Annotated in this window: 16 protein-coding genes; 7 read left to right on the top strand and 9 right to left on the bottom strand. The window is 74.2% G+C overall.

The window, feature by feature from the left end; all coding sequences use genetic code 11:
* Window positions 1–7: 7 nt before the first annotated feature.
* On the bottom strand, window positions 8–772 hold the full coding sequence (locus ACA511_RS36960) for an IclR family transcriptional regulator (protein WP_375029373.1): 765 nt from the start codon (window positions 770–772) through the stop codon (window positions 8–10).
* A gap of 80 nt (window positions 773–852) precedes the next feature.
* Between ACA511_RS36960 and hutH the strand changes: the two genes are divergently transcribed.
* The 5 genes from hutH to hutI all read left to right on the top strand — a co-directional run bounded on the left by hutH (window position 853) and on the right by hutI (window position 7,872).
* Window positions 853–2,397 carry a histidine ammonia-lyase gene (hutH, locus tag ACA511_RS36965; protein ID WP_375029374.1) on the top strand — a complete coding sequence of 515 codons (1,545 nt, stop codon included), beginning with the start codon at window positions 853–855 and terminating at the stop codon, window positions 2,395–2,397.
* Window positions 2,398–2,407: 10 nt separating this feature from the next.
* Window positions 2,408–4,060 carry a urocanate hydratase gene (gene hutU, locus ACA511_RS36970; RefSeq protein WP_375029375.1) on the top strand — a complete coding sequence of 551 codons (1,653 nt, stop codon included), beginning with the start codon at window positions 2,408–2,410 and terminating at the stop codon, window positions 4,058–4,060.
* 68 nt (window positions 4,061–4,128) lie between these two features.
* Window positions 4,129–5,328, top strand: a complete 1,200-nt coding sequence (locus ACA511_RS36975) for an allantoate amidohydrolase (protein ID WP_375029376.1) — start codon at window positions 4,129–4,131, stop codon at window positions 5,326–5,328.
* Window positions 5,329–5,338: 10 nt separating this feature from the next.
* Window positions 5,339–6,703, top strand: coding sequence for a formimidoylglutamate deiminase (locus ACA511_RS36980; RefSeq protein ID WP_375029377.1), 1,365 nt, complete (start codon window positions 5,339–5,341; stop codon window positions 6,701–6,703).
* Window positions 6,700–7,872: an imidazolonepropionase gene (hutI, locus tag ACA511_RS36985; protein ID WP_375029378.1), complete on the top strand. Its 1,173-nt coding sequence runs from the start codon at window positions 6,700–6,702 to the stop codon at window positions 7,870–7,872. Before ACA511_RS36980 ends, hutI begins: the two co-directional genes overlap by 4 nt.
* Window positions 7,873–7,894: 22 nt before the next feature.
* On the opposite strand, the gene ACA511_RS36990 is transcribed toward hutI, so the two are convergent.
* The 3 genes from ACA511_RS36990 to ACA511_RS37000 are packed head-to-tail and all read right to left on the bottom strand — an operon-like array spanning window position 7,895 to window position 10,688.
* On the bottom strand, window positions 7,895–8,386 hold the full coding sequence (locus ACA511_RS36990) for a flavin reductase family protein (RefSeq protein ID WP_375029396.1): 492 nt from the start codon (window positions 8,384–8,386) through the stop codon (window positions 7,895–7,897).
* Window positions 8,371–10,074 (bottom strand): signal peptide peptidase SppA, encoded by a 1,704-nt coding sequence (gene sppA, locus ACA511_RS36995; protein WP_375029379.1) that lies wholly within the window; start codon window positions 10,072–10,074, stop codon window positions 8,371–8,373. The genes ACA511_RS36990 and sppA overlap by 16 nt, the downstream gene beginning before the upstream one ends.
* A gap of 59 nt (window positions 10,075–10,133) precedes the next feature.
* Window positions 10,134–10,688 carry a PaaI family thioesterase gene (locus ACA511_RS37000; RefSeq protein ID WP_375029380.1) on the bottom strand — a complete coding sequence of 185 codons (555 nt, stop codon included), beginning with the start codon at window positions 10,686–10,688 and terminating at the stop codon, window positions 10,134–10,136.
* A gap of 82 nt (window positions 10,689–10,770) precedes the next feature.
* On the opposite strand from ACA511_RS37000, the gene ACA511_RS37005 reads away from it, so the two are divergent.
* Window positions 10,771–11,628 (top strand): NUDIX domain-containing protein, encoded by an 858-nt coding sequence (locus ACA511_RS37005; RefSeq protein ID WP_375029381.1) that lies wholly within the window; start codon window positions 10,771–10,773, stop codon window positions 11,626–11,628.
* Window positions 11,629–11,653: 25 nt separating this feature from the next.
* On the opposite strand, the gene ACA511_RS37010 is transcribed toward ACA511_RS37005, so the two are convergent.
* The 3 genes from ACA511_RS37010 to ACA511_RS37020 all read right to left on the bottom strand — a co-directional run bounded on the left by ACA511_RS37010 (window position 11,654) and on the right by ACA511_RS37020 (window position 14,861).
* Window positions 11,654–12,007 (bottom strand): ACT domain-containing protein, encoded by a 354-nt coding sequence (locus tag ACA511_RS37010; RefSeq protein ID WP_375029382.1) that lies wholly within the window; start codon window positions 12,005–12,007, stop codon window positions 11,654–11,656.
* Window positions 12,008–12,067: 60 nt separating this feature from the next.
* Window positions 12,068–14,299, bottom strand: coding sequence for a 1,4-alpha-glucan branching protein GlgB (gene glgB, locus ACA511_RS37015; RefSeq protein WP_375029383.1), 2,232 nt, complete (start codon window positions 14,297–14,299; stop codon window positions 12,068–12,070).
* Window positions 14,300–14,642: 343 nt separating this feature from the next.
* Entirely contained in the window at window positions 14,643–14,861 is a 219-nt protein-coding gene (locus ACA511_RS37020; RefSeq protein ID WP_375029384.1) for a hypothetical protein, read from the bottom strand.
* Between the two features lie 191 nt (window positions 14,862–15,052).
* Between ACA511_RS37020 and ACA511_RS37025 the strand changes: the two genes are divergently transcribed.
* A complete protein-coding gene (locus ACA511_RS37025) occupies window positions 15,053–15,820 on the top strand; it encodes a GntR family transcriptional regulator (protein ID WP_375029385.1) in 768 nt (255 codons plus the stop codon).
* 41 nt (window positions 15,821–15,861) lie between these two features.
* Here the strand turns inward: ACA511_RS37025 and ACA511_RS37030 are convergent, their stop codons facing one another.
* Together ACA511_RS37030 and ACA511_RS37035 are read right to left on the bottom strand one after the other, a co-directional pair.
* Window positions 15,862–17,313, bottom strand: coding sequence for an aminoglycoside phosphotransferase (locus ACA511_RS37030; RefSeq protein ID WP_375029386.1), 1,452 nt, complete (start codon window positions 17,311–17,313; stop codon window positions 15,862–15,864).
* 2 nt (window positions 17,314–17,315) lie between these two features.
* The coding region (locus ACA511_RS37035; RefSeq protein WP_375029387.1) for an alpha-glucosidase C-terminal domain-containing protein at window positions 17,316–17,696 on the bottom strand (381 nt) is incomplete at its 5' end.

Raw genomic sequence — 17,696 nt, forward strand, 5'->3', positions numbered from 1 at the left:
GGGCGCGTCAGGGCGACGGCGGGCGGCCGGTCAGCCGGGTCGTCAGCGTCTCGGCGGTCCTGCGGACGAGGGCGGCGAGGCGCGGCCACGTCTCGGGCGGGCGGTCCGCGCGGCGGAACGTGACGGTGATCGCGGCGGTGGGGTGGCCGGTGTGGTCGAAGGCGCAGGCGGCGATGCTCGCGAAGTCCTCGGTGACGTGGCCGTCTTCGACCGCCCAGCCCCGGCGGGCGTCGCCGGCGAGGACGCGGCGCAGCTCGCGCAGGGACGCGGGCCCCCGGCCCGTCCGGTCCACGAAGCGGCCCGGGAACAGGGCGCGGACCTGCGCGGGCGGCAGGTGCGCGAGGAGGGAGCGGCCGCTGGCGGTCAGGTGGGCGGGCATGCGGACGCCCACGTCGGTGACGAGGGTGGCGTGCCGGGGCGGCTGCTCCTTGAGCAGGTAGAGGGTCTCGGCGCCGTGCAGGACGCCGAGCTGGGCCGTCTCGCCGGCCTGGTCGACGAGGCGGCGGAGGAGGGGGCGGGCGAGGCGCTCCAGGGGTTCGTGGCGCAGGTAGGCGGAGCCGATCTCGAAGGCCGCCACGCCGAGGCCCCAGCGGCGCTCCTCCGGGACGTAGGCGACGAAGCCGTCGTCCGACATCGCGGTGAGCAGGTGGTACGTGCTGGAGCGGGGCAGTTCCAGGGCGCGGGCGATGGACGACGCGGGGAGCGGGCCCGGCGCGGCCGCCAGGAGGCGCAGCACCGCCAGGGCGCGGCGGGCGGCGGGGACCTGGGGCACCCGCCCATTGTCTCGTATCCGAGACACAACGCGCCGGACGGGGGTGGGACGGGCGCCGCCGGCCGGGTCCAATGGTGGGTATGGGTGTTCCTATGGTTGAGGTCGGGCCCGAGGCGCTGACGTTCCCGCAGGTCGTCGCCGTCGCGCGGGACGGCGCCCGGGTCGTGCTGACCGACGGGGCGCTGAAGCTGATCGGCGAGGCGCGGGCGCACATCGAGGAGCTGTCGGCCCGCCCCACGCCGGTCTACGGGGTGTCGACCGGGTTCGGGGCGCTCGCGACCCGGCACATCGCCCCGGAGATGCGCGATCGGCTCCAGCTCAACATCGTCCGGTCGCACGCGGCCGGGTCGGGGCCCGAGGTCGAGCGGGAGGTCGTCCGGGCCCTGATGCTGCTGAGGCTGCGGACGCTCGCCACCGGGCGCACCGGCGTCCAGCCGTCGACGGCGCTGACGCTGGCCGCGCTGCTCAACGCCGGCATCACCCCGCAGGTCTTCGAGTACGGCAGCCTCGGCTGCTCCGGGGACCTCGCGCCGCTCGCCCACGTCGCCCTCGCGCTGATCGGCGAGGGGTCGGTCCGGGACGCGGGCGGTGCGCTGAGACCGGCCGCGGAGGCGCTCGGCGAGGCCGGGATCGCGCCGGCCGAGCTTGCCGCCAAGGAGGGCCTGGCCCTGCTGAACGGGACGGACGGGATGCTCGGCATGCTCGTCCTCGCCATCGACGACCTGCGGAGACTCCTCACGGCCGCGGACGTCGCCGCCGCGATGACCGTCGAGGCCCTGCTCGGCACGGACCGGGTCTTCGCCGCCGACCTCCAGGCGCTCCGGCCGCACCCGGGGCAGGCCGCGTCCGCCGCCAACCTGCGGGCGCTGCTCGCCGCGTCCGAGATCATGGAGTCGCATCGCGGCCCCGACTGCACCCGCGTCCAGGACGCCTACTCGCTGCGGTGCGCCCCGCAGGTGAACGGCGCGGCGAGGGACACCCTCCAGCACGCGGAACTGGTCGCGCACCGGGAGATGGCGTCCGCGATCGACAACCCCGTGGTGCTGCCGGACGGGCGGGTCGAGTCGAACGGCAACTTCCACGGGGCGCCCGTCGCCTACGTGCTCGACTTCCTGGCGGTGCCCGCGGCGGACGTCGCGTCCATGTCCGAGCGGCGCACCGACCGGATGCTCGACAAGGGACGCTCCTACGGCCTGCCCGCCTTCCTCGCCGACGACCCCGGCGTCGACTCCGGGCACATGATCGCCCAGTACACGCAGGCCGGGATCGTGTCGGAGCTGAAGCGGCTCGCGGCCCCGGCGAGCGCCGACTCCATCCCGAGCTCGGCCATGCAGGAGGACCACGTCTCGATGGGGTGGAGCGCGGCCCGGAAACTGCGCCGGGCGGTGGACGGGCTGGCCCAGGTCGTCGCCATCGAGATCCTCACCGCCGCGCGGGCGCTGGACCTGCGCACCCCGCTGCGTCCCGGACCGGCGACCGGCGCCGTCGTCGCGAGGCTGCGCGAGGCCGTCCCGCCGCCCGGACCGGACCGCTACCTCGCCCCCGAGATCGCCGCCGCCACCGCGATGGTGCGGGACGGCTCCCTCATCGCCGCCGCCGAAGCCGTCACCGGCCCCCTGTCGTAAGGAGCCCGACATGCCAGGCCCCCGTCCCGTCCGCGCGCCGCGCGGCGCCGCGCTGACCGCCGCCAAGGGCTGGCCCCAGGAGGCCGCCCTGCGCATGATCCAGAACAACCTCGACCCCGAGGTCGCCGAGCACCCCGACGAGCTGGTCGTCTACGGCGGCTCCGGGAAGGCGGCCCGGAACTGGGACGCCTTCGACGGCATCGTCCGGTCCCTGTCGGACCTGGCGGGGGACGAGACGCTGCTCGTCCAGTCCGGCAAGCCGGTCGGGATCTTCCGCACGCACGAGTGGGCGCCCCGCGTGCTGATCGCCAACTCGAACCTCGTCCCGCAGTGGGCGACCTGGGAGGAGTTCCGCCGGCTGGAGTCGCTCGGCCTGACGATGTTCGGCCAGATGACCGCCGGGTCGTGGATCTACATCGGCACGCAGGGCATCCTCCAGGGCACGTACGAGACGTTCGCGGCGGTCGCGGAGAAGCGGTTCGGCGGCACCCTCGCCGGGACGGTCACGCTGACCGCCGGGCTCGGCGGGATGGGCGGCGCGCAGCCCCTCGCCGTCACGATGAACGGCGGCGTCGCGATCTGCGTCGAGTGCGACCCGTCCCGCATCGAGCGGCGCGTCGCGCACCGATACTGCGACGTGGCGGCCGACTCGCTGGACGAGGCGCTGCGCCTCGCCGAGGAGGCGAGGGCGGCGCGGCGCCCGCTGTCGGTCGCGGTGCTCGGCAACGCCGCCGACCTCGTCCCCGAGCTGCTGCGGCGCGGCGCGCCGATCGACATCGTCACCGACCAGACCAGCGCGCACGACCCCCTCATGTACCTGCCGAGCGGCGTCGCGTTCGCGGACATGGCCGCCGAACGCGACAAGGACCGGGACGGCTTCATCGCCAAGGCCCGCGCGTCGATGGCCGCGCACGTCGAGGCGATGGTCGGGTTCCAGGACGCGGGCGCCGAGGTCTTCGACTACGGGAACTCCATCCGCGGCGAGGCGCAGCTCGCGGGCTACGCCCGCGCGTTCGAGTTCCCCGGGTTCGTGCCCGCCTACATCCGGCCGCTGTTCTGCGAGGGCAAGGGGCCGTTCCGGTGGGCGGCGCTCTCCGGCGACCCGAAGGACATCGCCCGCACCGACCAGGCGATCCTCGACCTGTTCCCCGACAACGAGCCGCTGACCCGCTGGATCAGGATGGCGCGGGAGAAGGTCCGCTTCCAGGGCCTGCCGTCCCGCATCTGCTGGCTCGGCTACGGCGAGCGCGACAAGGCCGGCGAGGCGTTCAACGAGCTGGTCGCGCGCGGCGAGATCAGCGCGCCGATCGTGCTCGGCCGCGACCACCTCGACTGCGGCTCCGTCGCCAGCCCGTACCGGGAGACCGAGGGCATGAAGGACGGTTCGGACGCGATCGCCGACTGGCCGCTGCTCAACGCCATGCTCAACACCGCGTCCGGCGCGACGTGGGTGTCCATCCACCACGGCGGCGGCGTCGGGATCGGCCGGTCGATCCACGCGGGCCAGGTGTGCGTCGCGGACGGGACGGCCCTCGCCGGCGAGAAGCTCCGGCGCGTCCTGACCAACGACCCCGGCACCGGCGTCATGCGGCACGTCGACGCCGGATACGACCGCGCGGAGGAGGTCGCCGAGGAGCGCGGCGTCCGCATCCCGATGCGTTGAGCTGCGGCGTGTTGTTCTTATGCGGGCGTTCATAACAACGACACGCCGCAAGTGAACGGAGGATTGGCGTGAGCTTCGAGGAGATGTGGGCGGCGCTGCTGCCCGTCGGGCGGGACGAGGCGACCGGCGGCTACCACCGGTTCGCGTGGACGCCGCCCGAGCTGGAGTGCCGCGCCTGGTTCCTGGACGAGGCGCGCCGCCGCGACCTCGACGTGGAGCACGACGCCAACGGCAACCTGTTCGCCTGGTGGCTCCCCGAGGACGGGACGCGCGGCGACGCCGTCCTGACCGGCAGCCACCTCGACTCCGTCCCCGGCGGGGGAGCGTTCGACGGGCCGCTCGGCATCGTGTCCGCGTTCGCGGCGATCGACGGACTCAGGGAACGCGGCGTCCGGCCGGACCGGCCCATCGGCGTCGCGGCCTTCGCCGAGGAGGAGGGCGCCCGGTTCGGTGTGGCCTGCCTGGGGTCGCGCCTGCTCTGCGGAGCGATCGACCCGGCGCGGGCGCGGGCGCTGGCCGACGGCGACGGCCGCACGTTCGCCGAGGTCATGCACAACGCGGGCCTCGACCCCGAGGCCATCGGCCCCGACGACGGCCTCCTCGGGCGCATCGCCTGCTACGTCGAACTCCACGTCGAGCAGGGGAGGGCCCTGGACCGGCCGGTCGGCGTCGCCGGCTCGATCGTCCCGCACGGCAGGTGGCGGTTCGGGTTCGGGGGCGAGGGCGACCACGCCGGGACGACCGCCCTCGCCGACCGCCGCGACCCCATGCTGCCGTTCGCCCGCATGGTCATCGCCGCCCGCGAGGCCGCCGAGCGCAACGGCACCGTCGCGACGGTCGGGAAGGTCGGCGTCGTGCCGGGCGGGGTGAACGCGATCGCCTCGTCCGTCACGGCCTGGCTGGACGCCCGCGGGCCGGCCGACGACGCCGTCCGCCGCACCGTGCGGGAGGTCGGCGAGGCCGCCCGCGCCGCCGCCCGCCCGCACCGGGTGAGCGTCGAGGTCGCCGAGGAGTCCTACACGGAGGTCGTCGACTTCAACCTCGCGCTGCGCGACCGCGTCGGCGCGCGGCTGGGCGGCGTGCCCGTCCTGCCGACCGGCGCCGGGCACGACGCGGGCGTGCTGTCCGCCCGGGTGCCCGCCGCGATGCTGTTCGTCCGGAACCCGACCGGGGTCTCGCACGCGCCCGCCGAGTTCGCCGAACCGGCGGACTGCCTGGCCGGTGTGGAGGCCCTCACCGCGGTACTGGACGACCTGGCGCGCGGGTAAGGGTCCCGGTATGCAGTGGCATGCCCAGTACGCCTGGCTCGGCGACGGTGTGGCGGCCGACGTGCTCATCGAGGCCGACGGCGAGCGGATCACCAGCGTCGCGGCCGGCGTCCCGTCCGCCCCCCACGCCCAGCGGCTGCCCGGACTCACCCTCCCGGGCCTCGCCAACGCCCACTCCCACGCCTTCCACCGCGCGCTCCGCTCCCGCGTCCAGGCCCGTACGGGCACCTTCTGGACGTGGCGGGAGCAGATGTACAAGGTCGCCGACCGGCTCGACCCGGCGTCCTACCGCGCCCTCGCCACCGCCGTCTTCGCCGAGATGGCCCTCGCCGGGATCAGCTGCGTCGGCGAGTTCCACTACCTGCACCACCGGCCGGGCGGCGCCCCCTACGCCGACCCGAACGCGATGGGCGAGGCGCTGATCGCCGCCGCGGCCGACGCCGGCATCCGGATCACGCTCCTCGACACCTGCTACCTCGCCGGCGGCATCGGCCGCCCGCTCACGGGCCCCCAGCTGCGCTTCGGCGACGGCAGCGCGGGCAACTGGGCGCGCCGCGTCGACACCCTCTACGAGCAGACGGACAAGGCGGGCCGGCTGCACGCCCGCGTCGGCGCCGCCGTCCACTCCGTCCGCGCGGTGCCGCGCGAGCAGCTCCGCGCCGTCGCGGCCTGGGCGAAGGAGCACCGCGCGCCGCTGCACGTCCACCTGTCCGAGCAGCCCGCCGAGAACGAGGCGTGCCTGGACGCCTACGGCATGACCCCGACCCGCCTGCTCGCCGAGTCGGGCGCGCTCGGCGCGCTCACCACCGCCGTCCACGCCACGCACCTCACCGACGAGGACATCGGCCTCCTCGGGACGACGATGACCGGCGTGTGCATGTGCCCGACGACCGAACGGGACCTTGCCGACGGCATCGGGCCCGCGCGCGCTTTGGCCGACGCGGGCGTCCCGATCTGCCTCGGCTCCGACCAGCACGCCGTCATCGACATGTTCGAGGAGGCCCGCGCCGTCGAGCTGGACGAGCGGCTCCGCACCCGCGTCCGCGGCCACTGGACGGCCGGGGAACTGCTCGCCGCCGCCACGTCCAACGGCCACTACGGGCTCGGCTGGCCCGAGGCGGGGCGCCTGGAGCCCGGCGCGTACGCCGACCTGGTCACCGTCGACCTCGGCTCCGTCCGCACCGCCGGCGCCGGGCCCGGCTGCGCCGCCGAGGCCGCGGTCTTCGCCGCCGCCTCCGCCGACGTCCGGCACGTCGTCGTCTCCGGCCGCCCGATCGTCCACGACGGCCGCCACCTCCTCGTCGACGACGTCGCCGCCGCCCTCACCGAGGCCGTCACAGCCGTCACCGCCGTCACCCAGGAGGAGCCCGCTTGAGCACGGTCATCACGAACATCGGGGAACTGGTCACCAACGACCCCGCCGCGGGCGGCGGGCTCGGCATCGTCCGCGACGCCGCGCTGGTGATCGAGGACGGCCGGGTCGTCTGGACGGGCCCGGCCGCCGGCGCGCCCGCCGCCGACGAGTCCTTCGACGCCGCCGGCCGCGCCGTCCTCCCCGGCTTCGTGGACTCCCACGCCCACCTGGTCTTCGCGGGCGAGCGCGCCGAGGAGTTCGCCGCCCGGATGAGCGGCCGGCCGTACGCGGCGGGCGGCATCCGGACCACCGTCGAACGCACCCGCGCCGCGTCCGACGACGACCTCCGCGCGAACCTGCGCCGCCTCATCGACGAGATGGCGCGCCAAGGGACGACGACCGTCGAGTGCAAATCCGGCTACGGACTCACGGTCGACCAAGAGGAACGCGCCGTCCGCATCGCCGCCGAACTCGCGGACGAGGTCACCTACCTCGGCGCCCACGTCGTCCCCCCCGAGTACAGGGACGACCCCGCCGCCTACGCCCGCCTCGCCGCGACGGACATGCTCTCGGCCTGCGCCCCGCACGCCCGCTGGGTGGACGTCTTCTGCGAGGAAGGCGCGTTCGACGCGGACCAGGCCCGGGAGATCCTGCAAGCGGGCGTGAAAGCGGGCCTGAGCCCCCGCCTCCACGCGAACCAGCTCACCCAAGGCCCGGCCGTGCGACTCGCCGTCGAACTGGACGCCGCCTCAGCCGACCACTGCACGTTCCTAAGCGACGCCGACATCGACGCCCTGGCCTCGTCCCGGACGGTCGCGACCCTGCTGCCCGGCGTCGAGTTCTCCACCCGCCAGCCGTACCCCGACGCCCGCCGCCTCCTGGACGCCGGCGCCACCGTCGCCCTCGCCACCGACTGCAACCCGGGCTCCTGCTACAGCTCCAGCATGGCGTTCTGCATCGCCGTGGCCGTCCGCGACATGCGCATGACCCCGGCCGAGGCCGTCTGGTCCGCCACGGCGGGCGGCGCCCGCGCCCTCCGCCGCACCGACGTGGGCCACCTCGCCGCAGGGGCCCGCGCCGACGTCCACGTCCTGGACTCCCCGTCCCACATCCACCTGGCCTACCGTCCCGGCGTCCCCCAGACCCGCGCCGTGTGGAAGGCGGGCCGCCGGGTGGACGCCCCGCAGTAGCCGAGGTACGCCTCCCCGAAGGCTAGACCGGCAGGTAGCGGCGGTTGACCCTGATCAGCGGCTTCCGGTCGCGGTCGATGTAGTCGGCGGACAGGGCCTCGGCCACGAAGAGGGTGTGGTCGCCCGCCTCGATGGTCTGGCGGGTCTCGCACTCCAGCGCGGAGGCGCCGGTATCGGGAATGAGGGCGTCCGAGAGTTCGCCGCGGTGGTGGGGCTCGGCGGCCAGGAGGATGCGGGCGCTCGGACGGCCCTCGGCGGCGAAGCGGCCGGCCAGGGCGCGCTGGGCCGAGGACAGGACCGTCGCGGCCCAGCGCGGACGCCGGTTCAGGACCTCCGACAGGTACGACGACGTCGACACGCTCGCGAGGACCATGGGCGGGTCCAGGGAGACGGACATGAACGAGGTCACCGTGGTGCCGAGGTCGTCGCGGCCGTCGCGGACGGTCAGCACGACCACGCCCGTGGCGAAGCCCGCGACGGCCTCGGCGAAGTCGGGGTTCAGCGGATCTCCCAGGCGCCCGGAAGGGTGAGCGGGCCCGCGGCGGGCAGGCCCAGGCGGGCGGCGAGGCCGCCGAGGGAGCCCCAGCCGTCGAACCGCGCGGACGCGGCGGTGCGGTCCTCGCTGGACTCCGGCGGGCGGAGCCGCTCCAGCGGCGAGGAGTGCGGGTAGACGCGGACCGGCGCGTCCGACGCGAGGCCGGCCTTCTTGCGCGCCAGGCCGAGCGCCGTGTCGATGCCGCCCAGTTCGTCGACGAGGCCGCGCTCGCGGGCGTCCGCGCCCGTCCAGACGCGGCCCCGGGCCAGCTCGTGGACGCGTTCGCGGGACAGGTCGCGGCCCTCGGCGACCTTCGCGGTGAAGTCGTCGTAGATCCGGTCGAGGGACGCGTTGACGCGCTCCCACTCGGAGTCGCTGAAGTCCTTGGTGGCGCTCAGCATGCGGGCGTGGTCGCCGTCGGCGACGGCGCCGAGGCCGATGCCGACGCGGTCCAGCAGGCCGCTCACCACGGCCTTGCCGACGACGACGCCGATCGAGCCGGTGAGGGTGCCGGGCTGCGCGACGATCGTGTCCGCGGCCATCGCCACGTAGTAGCCGCCGGACGCGGCGACGTTGCCCATCGTGACGATCACGGGCTTGCCGGCGCGGCGGGCGAGGACGACCTCGCGCCAGATCGCGTCGGACGCGACGGCGGAGCCGCCGGGGCTGTTCACCCGGAACACGATGGCCTTGACGCGGTCGTCCTTCACCGCGGCGCGGAACGCGGCGCCGATCGTGTCGGAGCCCATCGCGGGCCCGGAGTTCGGCAGCGGGCCGCCGCGCCCGCTGCGGCCGAGCCGGATCGGGCCGTGCCCGTTGATGAGCGCGACGACGTCCTGCCTGCCGGGCTGCGGCAGCCGCCCGGCGATGCCGTGCGCGCGGTTGTAGCGGGACACGTAGCGGAGCTGCGCCTCCGCCCCGAACCGCTCGCGGAGGTCGGCGTAGACCTCGTCGCGGTAGGCGAGGCGGTCGACGAGGTTCTCCGCCAGGGCCTCGTCGGCGAGGAACGGGCCGCGGTCGACCAGCTCGCGCACCTTGTCGCGGGGCAGGCCGCGGGCGGCGGCGATCCCGGCGGTGATCTGCTCGCCGAGCGAGGCGACGAGGCGCCGGGACGACTCCTCGTGCTCGGGCGTGTAGCCCTTCTCCATGAACGTGTTCGCCATGGTCTTGTACTCGTGCCGCTTGGCGAACCGCGGCTGGACGCCGGCCTTCTCCAGCGCGCCCGCGAAGAACGGCTCCTCGATCGCGACGCCGGTCAGCCCCACCTCGCCCGTGGGCTGGAGGTAGACCTTGTCGAAGGCGGTGGCCAGGTAGTACGGCACGGTGCCGCGGCCGCCCTCGCCGTACGTCTCGGCCCACGCGACGGTGAACTTGCCGGCGTCCCGCAGCTCCCGGACGGCCTCGCGCAGCTCCTGGGCGAGCGCCAGCCCGACGCCGCCGGTGACCTTCACGACGAGGGCGCGCACCCGGCTGTCGGAGCGGGCGCGGCGCAGCCCGTCCAGGACGTCCCGCAGGTTCGTCCGGCGCATGGACAGGATCGCCGAGATCGGGTCGGACGGCGCGGTCTCCACGATGCCCTCGGTGAGGTCCAGTTCGAGGATCAGCGGAGCCGTCCGCCGGTCGCGGGCCTGCTTGATCACATTGACGACTGTGCCGGGATCCACCATGGCACCAGCCTATGCGCTCCCCCCGCGGCCCTTCCGGCACCCGGGCGGCGGGGCGGCGGTCAGCGCGCGAACGCCTTGTTCGGGATGACGCTCGCGGACGCCTGGGCCACCGGGCGGCCGCGCGCGTCGGTGATCAGCGCGTTGGAGACCATGCGGGTGCCGCCGGGGTGCAGGCACGTCCCGGTCACCGTGTAGGTGTGCCCGGACCGGACGCCGCGCAGGTAGTCGACGTTCAGGTTCAGCGTGAGCATCGGCATGAAGTGCTCGCACGTGCTGCTCGCCGCCATGCAGACGGCGTTGTCGAGGATCATCGCGATGTAGCCGCCGTGGACGGTGCCGCCGGGGTTGCAGAGCTTGTCCCCGGGCGTCCAGGCGATGTCCACCCGGCCGGGCTCGGCGGCCGTGACGGCCTGTCCGATGTAGTCGCTGATGTCGGAGAACTCCGGGATCCGCTTGTCGACCATCGCCTGGATGAACGCCGCGCCGGACAGCGTGTTCCACAGGTCGGCGGCCTCCCGTACGGCGTCCGTGCCCGCGTCGACGCCCAGCAGGTCGACGGCCTCCCGCACGGCGTCCGCGCTCGCGTCGACGCTCAACTCGCACTCCCTGGTCATGGTGATCTCCGAATGCTATTCGGAGATCGGGGTGACGGCACTGTGCCGTTCATCACGGGCGTTCGGCGCTATCGTCGGACGCATGGGAGATGGCGACGGCTGGGCCGGCTGCGGGCAGGGCCACACGCACTGGGGGCGGTTCGGCGCCGCGGGCCTGCTGGCCTACCACCGCGACCCCGCCGGCCAGGCGTGGATCCTGCTCCAGCAGCGCGCCTGGTGGGGGATCGGCGGCGGGACGTGGGGCATGTTCGGCGGCGCGCTGCACAGCCACGAGGACGCCGTCACGGGCGCGCTCCGCGAGACCTCCGAGGAGTGCACGCTCGACACCGGAGTGGTCACCGTGCACGGCACCAGCGTCGAGGACCACGGCGGCTGGTCGTTCACGTCGGTGATGGGGTCGCTGTCCGAACTCGTCCCCGTCGACCCCGCGTCCAGGGAGACGCGCAGGGCCGAATGGGTGCGGCTGGAGGAGGTCACCGGCCGCAAGCTGTTCGAGCCGTTCGCCCGGTCGTGGCCCCGCCTGCGGGACGCGATGAAGGGGCTCGTCCTCGTCGTGGACGCGGCGAACGTCGTGGGCGCCCGAGCCGACGGCTGGTGGAAGGACCGCGCCGGGGCGAACGCGCGGCTCCGCGACGACCTGAAGGCCCTGGGCGGCGGCGTGCGGGGCCTGCCCGGCGGCGTCGTCCCGTTCGACCGCTGCTTCCCCGAGGTCGTCATGGTCGTGGAGGGCGCGGCGCGGCCGGTCGCCGACGAGCCGTCCGACGGGGTGAAGGTCGTGGCGGCGCCCGGCAGCGGCGACGACCGGATCGTCGACCTCGTCGAGCGGGCCGGGCCCGACACCGAGCACCTGGTGGTCACCGCCGACCGCGAGCTGCGCGCCCGCTGCGAGGCCGCCGGCGCCGCCGTCACCGGCCCGCGCTGGCTCCTCGAACGCCTCTAGACCCCGCCCGCGGGCGGACGCCTACCTACACCTCGACGCGGTGGCCCGCGTCGCGCAGTGCGGCCGTCGCGTCCTCCAGCCGGTGCTCGGGGACGAGGACGAGGTCGGCGTGGTACGTGGACGCGACGAAGACCGACACCCCGGCCTCCGCGAGCGGCCCCACGAGCGCGGCGAGCATGCCGGGCACGTCGAGGCCGTGGCCCGCCTCGCTGTAGAAGCCGACCCAGCGGTCGGCCTCGGTGAACGGCGACGCGTCCCGCACGACGGTGAGGCCCTCGGGGGCCCGCACCAGCGCGATCCACTCGTCGGTCTCGGGGAACGTCGCGTGCGGGAGGTGCTCGACCGTGAACGACCCGGGAACGATGTGCAGGCGCTGCATGCGCCCACCCTATTCAGGTACCGGCCCCATTCAGGTACCAGTCCTATTCGTGTACGAGCCCTATTCGGGTACGAGCCAGACCGCGCCCAGCGGCGGGACGCGCAGCACCGCGGACGCGGGCAGGCCGTGGCACGGCCCGCCGGACGCCTCGACGCGCCCCATGTTGCCGACGCCGCTGCCGCCGTAGTCGTAGGAGTCGGTGTTGACGACCTCGCGCCAGCCGCCCGCGCGGGGCAGGCCGAGCCGGTAGTCCTCGTGCGGGTTCCCGGCGAAGTTGACGACGCACGCGGCGACCGGCGGCTCGCCGCCGTCCGGGGACGTCCCGTAGCGCAGGTAGGACAGGGTGTTGCCGCCCGCGTCGTTGCCGTCGATCCAGCGGAAGCCCTCGTGGTCGCTGTCGCGCGTCCACAGCGCGGGCTCGGCCCGGTAGGCGAGGTTCAGGTCGCGGACGAGCCGCTGGAGCCCGAGGTGGTTGGCGCCCTCGGCCGCGTTGTCGAGCAGCCACCAGTCGAGCGGGCGCTCCTCCGCCCATTCGGCGCCCTGCCCGAACTCCTGCCCCATGAACAGCAGGTGCTTGCCGGGGTGCGACCACATGTAGGCGAGCAGGGCGCGCAGCCCGGCGAACTGCTGCCAGGCGTCGCCCGGCATCTTGCTCAGCAGCGACCCCTTGCCGTGGACGACCTCGTCGTGCGACAGCGGCAGGACGTAGTTCTCCGAGAACGCGTACACCAGCGAGAACGTGATCTCGTTGTGGTGGTAGTGCCGGAACACGGGCTCGTGGCGCAGGTATTCGAGCGTGTCGTGCATCCAGCCCATGTTCCACTTGAACCCGAACCCGAGCCCGCCGAGATGGGTCGGACGGGACACGCCCGGCCACGCCGTCGACTCCTCCGCGATCGTCACGACGCCCGGGTTGCGCTTGTAGACCGTCGCGTTCATCTCCTGGAGGAAGGAGATGGCCTCCAGGTTCTCGCGCCCGCCGTAGATGTTGGGCGACCACTCGCCCTCGTTGCGCGAGTAGTCGAGGTACAGCATCGAGGCCACGGCGTCCACGCGCAGGCCGTCGATGTGGAACTCCTCCAGCCAGAACGACGCGTTCGCCACCAGGAAGTTGCGGACTTCGGCGCGCCCGTAGTTGAACACGAGCGTCCCCCAGTCGGGGTGTTCGCCGCGCGTCGGATCGTCGTGCTCGTACAGGGCGGTGCCGTCGAACCGGGCCAGCGCCCACTCGTCCTTGGGGAAGTGGGCCGGCACCCAGTCGATGATGACGCCGATGCCCGCCTGGTGGAGGCGGTCGATGAGGTGGCGGAAGTCGTCCGGGTCGCCGAACCGCGAGGTCGGCGCGTAGTAGGACGTCACCTGGTAGCCCCAGGACGGGCCATAAGGGTGCTCTGCGACCGGCAGCAGTTCGACGTGCGTGAACCCCATCTCGCGCACGTAGTCGGTGAGCTCCACGGCCAGTTCCTTGTAGCTGAGCCCAGGGCGCCACGACCCGAGATGCACTTCGTACATGCTCATGGGCTCGTGCAGCCAGTCGTGCTCCTTGCGGCCGTCCATCCAGTCGCCGTCGTCCCACTCGTAGGACGAGGTGAACACGCGCGACGCCGTCGCCGGGGGACGCTCGGTGAACTGCGCCATGGGGTCGGCCTTGCTGCGCAGCACACCGTCCGCGCCGAGGATCTCGTACTTGTAGCACGTGCCGTCGCCGACGCCGGGGACGAACAGCTCCCAGACGCCGGAGGAGCCGAGCGACCGCATCGGGTGGGCGCGGCCGTCCCAGTGGTTGAAGTCGCCGACCACCCGCACGCCGCGCGCCGTCGGCGCCCACACCGCGAAGGCCGTCCCGTGGACGGTGCCGAACGCGGACGCGTAGGAGCGGACCCGCGCGCCGAGCGCCCGCCACAGCTCCTCGTGCCGGCCCTCGCCGATCAGGTGCAGGTCGAGTTCGCCGAGCGTCGGCAGGTGCCGGTAGGGGTCGTCCTGGACCGACTCGGCGCCGTCCCCGTAGGCGACGGCGAGCCGGTAGTCGGGGACGGCCAGCGGCGCCTTCGCCTCGTCGGCGCCGGAGAGGGACGCCCCCGCCGGGAGCGTGCCGCTGAACAGGCCCTGGTGGAAGTGGCGGAGTGCGTGCCGGTCCCCGTTCGGCAGGACGACCTCGACCTTCTCGGCGAGCGGCCGCAGCGCCCGCACCGTCACCCCGTCCCGGCCCGGATGCGCCCCGAGGACGCCGTGCGGATCGTGATGGTCGCCGCCGACGAGCCGGTCGATCTCCGCGCGCGTCACCCGTGCCATGTCCTCATGGCCTCCCGTCACTGAGCTTTCACCTCAGTAGGGGTGCCCCGAGAAGCGGCGGTCTCACATGACGGGCGGACCTGTTTCCGCCGGATCGGGAACGGCGGGCGGGGGCCCGCCGTTTGCGGACGCACGGGCGGCTCGACTCTGCGTCGTGGGGTCGCGCCGAATGACGCCGCCCGTGCGGCCACGTCTACCTCGCCCCAGGGGTGACACCGACCCCGCCGCCCAGGGCTCCACTCCTGTGTCACCTGAGCGACACAGGTACCTGCCGTACCGGAGCGCCCCGGCCCGGTCCGCCCCCGCTCGCGGACCGGGCCGCGCCGTTCCCCGCGGCGTCCCTTCATCCATCCCCGTGCCCTCCCCGCGCCTGCTCGGCGAGCAGTAGGCGGAGCCCCGCGGAGTCGTCCGCCGCCACCGTCATCGCACATCCCGCCTGGAGTTGGGCGTCGGTGAGGTCGCCGCTGCGGGTCGCGTACCAGCGTCCCGCGTCGCTGCGCCACACCTGCCAGCCCGGGAAGTCTCCCTCGATGGCCGCCTTCAAGGCGTCGAAGTCGCCCATCAAGGTCGTCCCTTCCCCGAGGCCGTTCTTCTGTATACAAAAGTCTTACTCGGTCCAAGAGGTGTCAAGCTGTCCGTAAGCGGACCGTGCCCTCGCGGATAGCGCGTGGAAGGTATGGATGGCAGGAAGGGACGAGCCAGGATCGAACGCCGGGTCGAACATCGTTCGAACGCGGATACCAGAGTTGGGAGGTGACGCCGGTGCCGGACCGTCCCGCCTACCTGCGCATCGCCGACACGCTGCGGGAGGGGATCCGGGACGGCAGCCTGCCGCCGGGGACGCGGCTGCCGACCATCGCGGAAATGTGCGAGACCCACGGCGTCTCGGAGATCGTCGTCCGGCAGGCCGTCGCGCTGCTGCGCGGGGAGGGGCTCGTCGAGACCCGCCGCGGCGGCGGCACGCTCGTCAAGGTCGTCCCCCCTGCGCGCCGCGTCGCGATGGACCGGTACCGCGCGGTGAGCCGGCCGCTCGCCGTCCCCGAGACGACCTTCACCCGCGACCAGCGGATCACCTGGGAGGAGTACCGGCTCGACAAGGAGTTCACCCGGGTGCGGGCCGACGACGAGCTGGGCGCGCTGTTCGAGCTGCCGGCCGGCGCCGACCTGCTGCGCCGCCGGTTCGTCTTCTACGCGCGCGGCGAACCGCAGCAGATCTCCGTCAACTACCTGCCGTGGGACCTCGTCGGCGACACGCCCGTCTCCGACCCCGCGCGCGAGCCGTGGCCCGGCGGGACGCTCGCGCAGCTGGCCTATCTCGGCCATCCGCCGATCCGGGTGGAGGAGGCCGTCCGGTCCCGCATGCCGACCCCCGAGGAGGCGGAGACGCTCCGGATGAGCGGCGGCGTGCCGGTGCTCGGCATCACCCGCCGGATGCTGGCGAACGACGGCGTGATGGAGGTGTGCCGCGAGATCGTGCTGCCCGCCGACCGCGTCGTCCTCGACTACTCGATCGACCTCTGAGCGGGCGGCGTGCGGGTCGGGCCCGCGAGGCGGGGCGCGGGTCAGCCCGCGAGGCGGGCCAGGGACCGCAGCGGGACGGGCAGCCACGACGGCCGGTTGGCCGCCTCGTAGCGGACCTCGTAGACCGCCTTGTCGAGCTCGAACGCCCGCACCAGCGCGGCGTGCGCGGCCGGGTCGGCGCCGCCGGCCGCCGCGTAGCCGGCGCAGAACGCCGCCCTGTTCCGCTCCGCCCACGCGGCGGCGCGCAGCTCCAGCGCGTCCGCGGAGTCGGCCGGCAGCCCGCCGTCGCGCACGAACAGGAACCGCGCCGCGTACTCGAAGGAGCGCAGCATCCCGGCGACGTCCCGCAGCGGGTGCGCGAGGGCGCGGCGCTCGGCGGGGACGCGGGCGGGCTCGCCCTCGAAGTCCAGCAGGTACCAGCCCGCGTCGGTGCGCATGACCTGGCCGAGGTGGTAGTCGCCGTGGATCCGCTGGAACGGCAGCGCCGCCGCCTCGGCCGCGACCCGGTCGAACGCCGCGCGGATCGCGTGCGCGTGCGGGCGCAGCTCGGGCACGGCGGCGGTGACCTGGTCGAGCTGCACGTTCATGCCGTAGACGATGTCGCGCAGCACCTCGGGCGGCGTCCGCGTCACGCCGAACGCGCGGGCGAGGTCGCGGTGCACCTGCGCGGTGGCGGCGCCGAGCCGTTCGGCCTCGGCCGCGAAGTCGCCGCCGGCGTCCCCCGCGTCGCTCGTCGTGACGGCGCCGGGCGGTCCCGGCGGGACGGGCTGCGCGAACCAGTCGCGGACGCTGGTGAGGGCGAGCTGCCAGCCGTCCGTCCCGGTGCGCAGGAACTGCGACAGCAGCGCCAGCGTGACGGGCTCGCCGCCGTCCGCGCCGGGCGGGCCGCGGCCGTCCGCGCCGGGTTCGAGCTCGATCCAGCCGTGCACGGCGGGGACGTGCTCGCAGCCCTCGCGGGACAGCGCGAGGTTGACCTCCAGGTCGGGGTTCACGCCGGGGGACAGGCGCCGGAACAGCTTGAGGATGTAGGCGTCGTCGAAGACCAGTGAGGTGTTGCTCTGCTCGGCCGAGGTCGGCAGGCCGTCCAGGCCGGTGCGGATGCCGGTCCCGGGGGCGCGGCGGAAGCGCAGCGGCCCGACGGCCGTCTCGTCCGCCATGAGGCCGAGCAGCATCCCGGTCAGGTCGGGGTCGTGGGCGGCGTCGTAGACGTGCCCGGTGATCGCCGGTTCGCCCGCCGTCCGGCCGATCTCGACGTGCCGGAGCCGGTCGGGCAGGTGGCGGCGGACGCCGAGGAGCAGTTGGTACTGGTCGGTGGCGCCGTTCTGCCGGACGTCGAGGACGAGGTGGTGGAGGGCGGGGTCGCCGCCGCGGAGCTCGGTGGCGGTGCCGATGGAGATCTCGTCGACGGGGACGTCCTTGCCGCCGAACCACCGCTGCCGGGGCAGCCAGTCGGACAGGAGCCGAACGAGGGAGCGGCCGGGCGGCGGGGGCACGGCTACCGCGCTCCTTCGCCGGGCTCGTTCTCCTCGGGCTCAGGCGGGAGCAGGAACCAGTAGAAGCCGTGTCCCGGGAGCGTCAGCAGGTAGGGGAGTTCGCCGATGGGCGGGAACTGGACGCCGCCCATGCATTCGATCGGCGCGGAGCCCCGGAAGCGCCGCAGATCCAGTTCGACCGGCTGCGGGAAGCGCGACAGGTTGTTCACGCAGAGGACGGTGTCCATTCCGCCCCACTGGTTGGCGTCCCCGCCGTTGATCTCGCGGGTGAAGGCGAGGACGGAGGGGTTGGAGGCGGAGAGTTCGACGTAGGAGCCGACGCCGAAGACGGGGTGGCGTTGCCGGATCTCGATCATTTTGCGGGTCCAGTGCAGGAGTGATCC

Source organism: Actinomadura sp. GTD37 (assembly GCF_041951365.1).
Classification (GTDB): Bacteria; Actinomycetota; Actinomycetes; order Streptosporangiales; family Streptosporangiaceae; genus Spirillospora.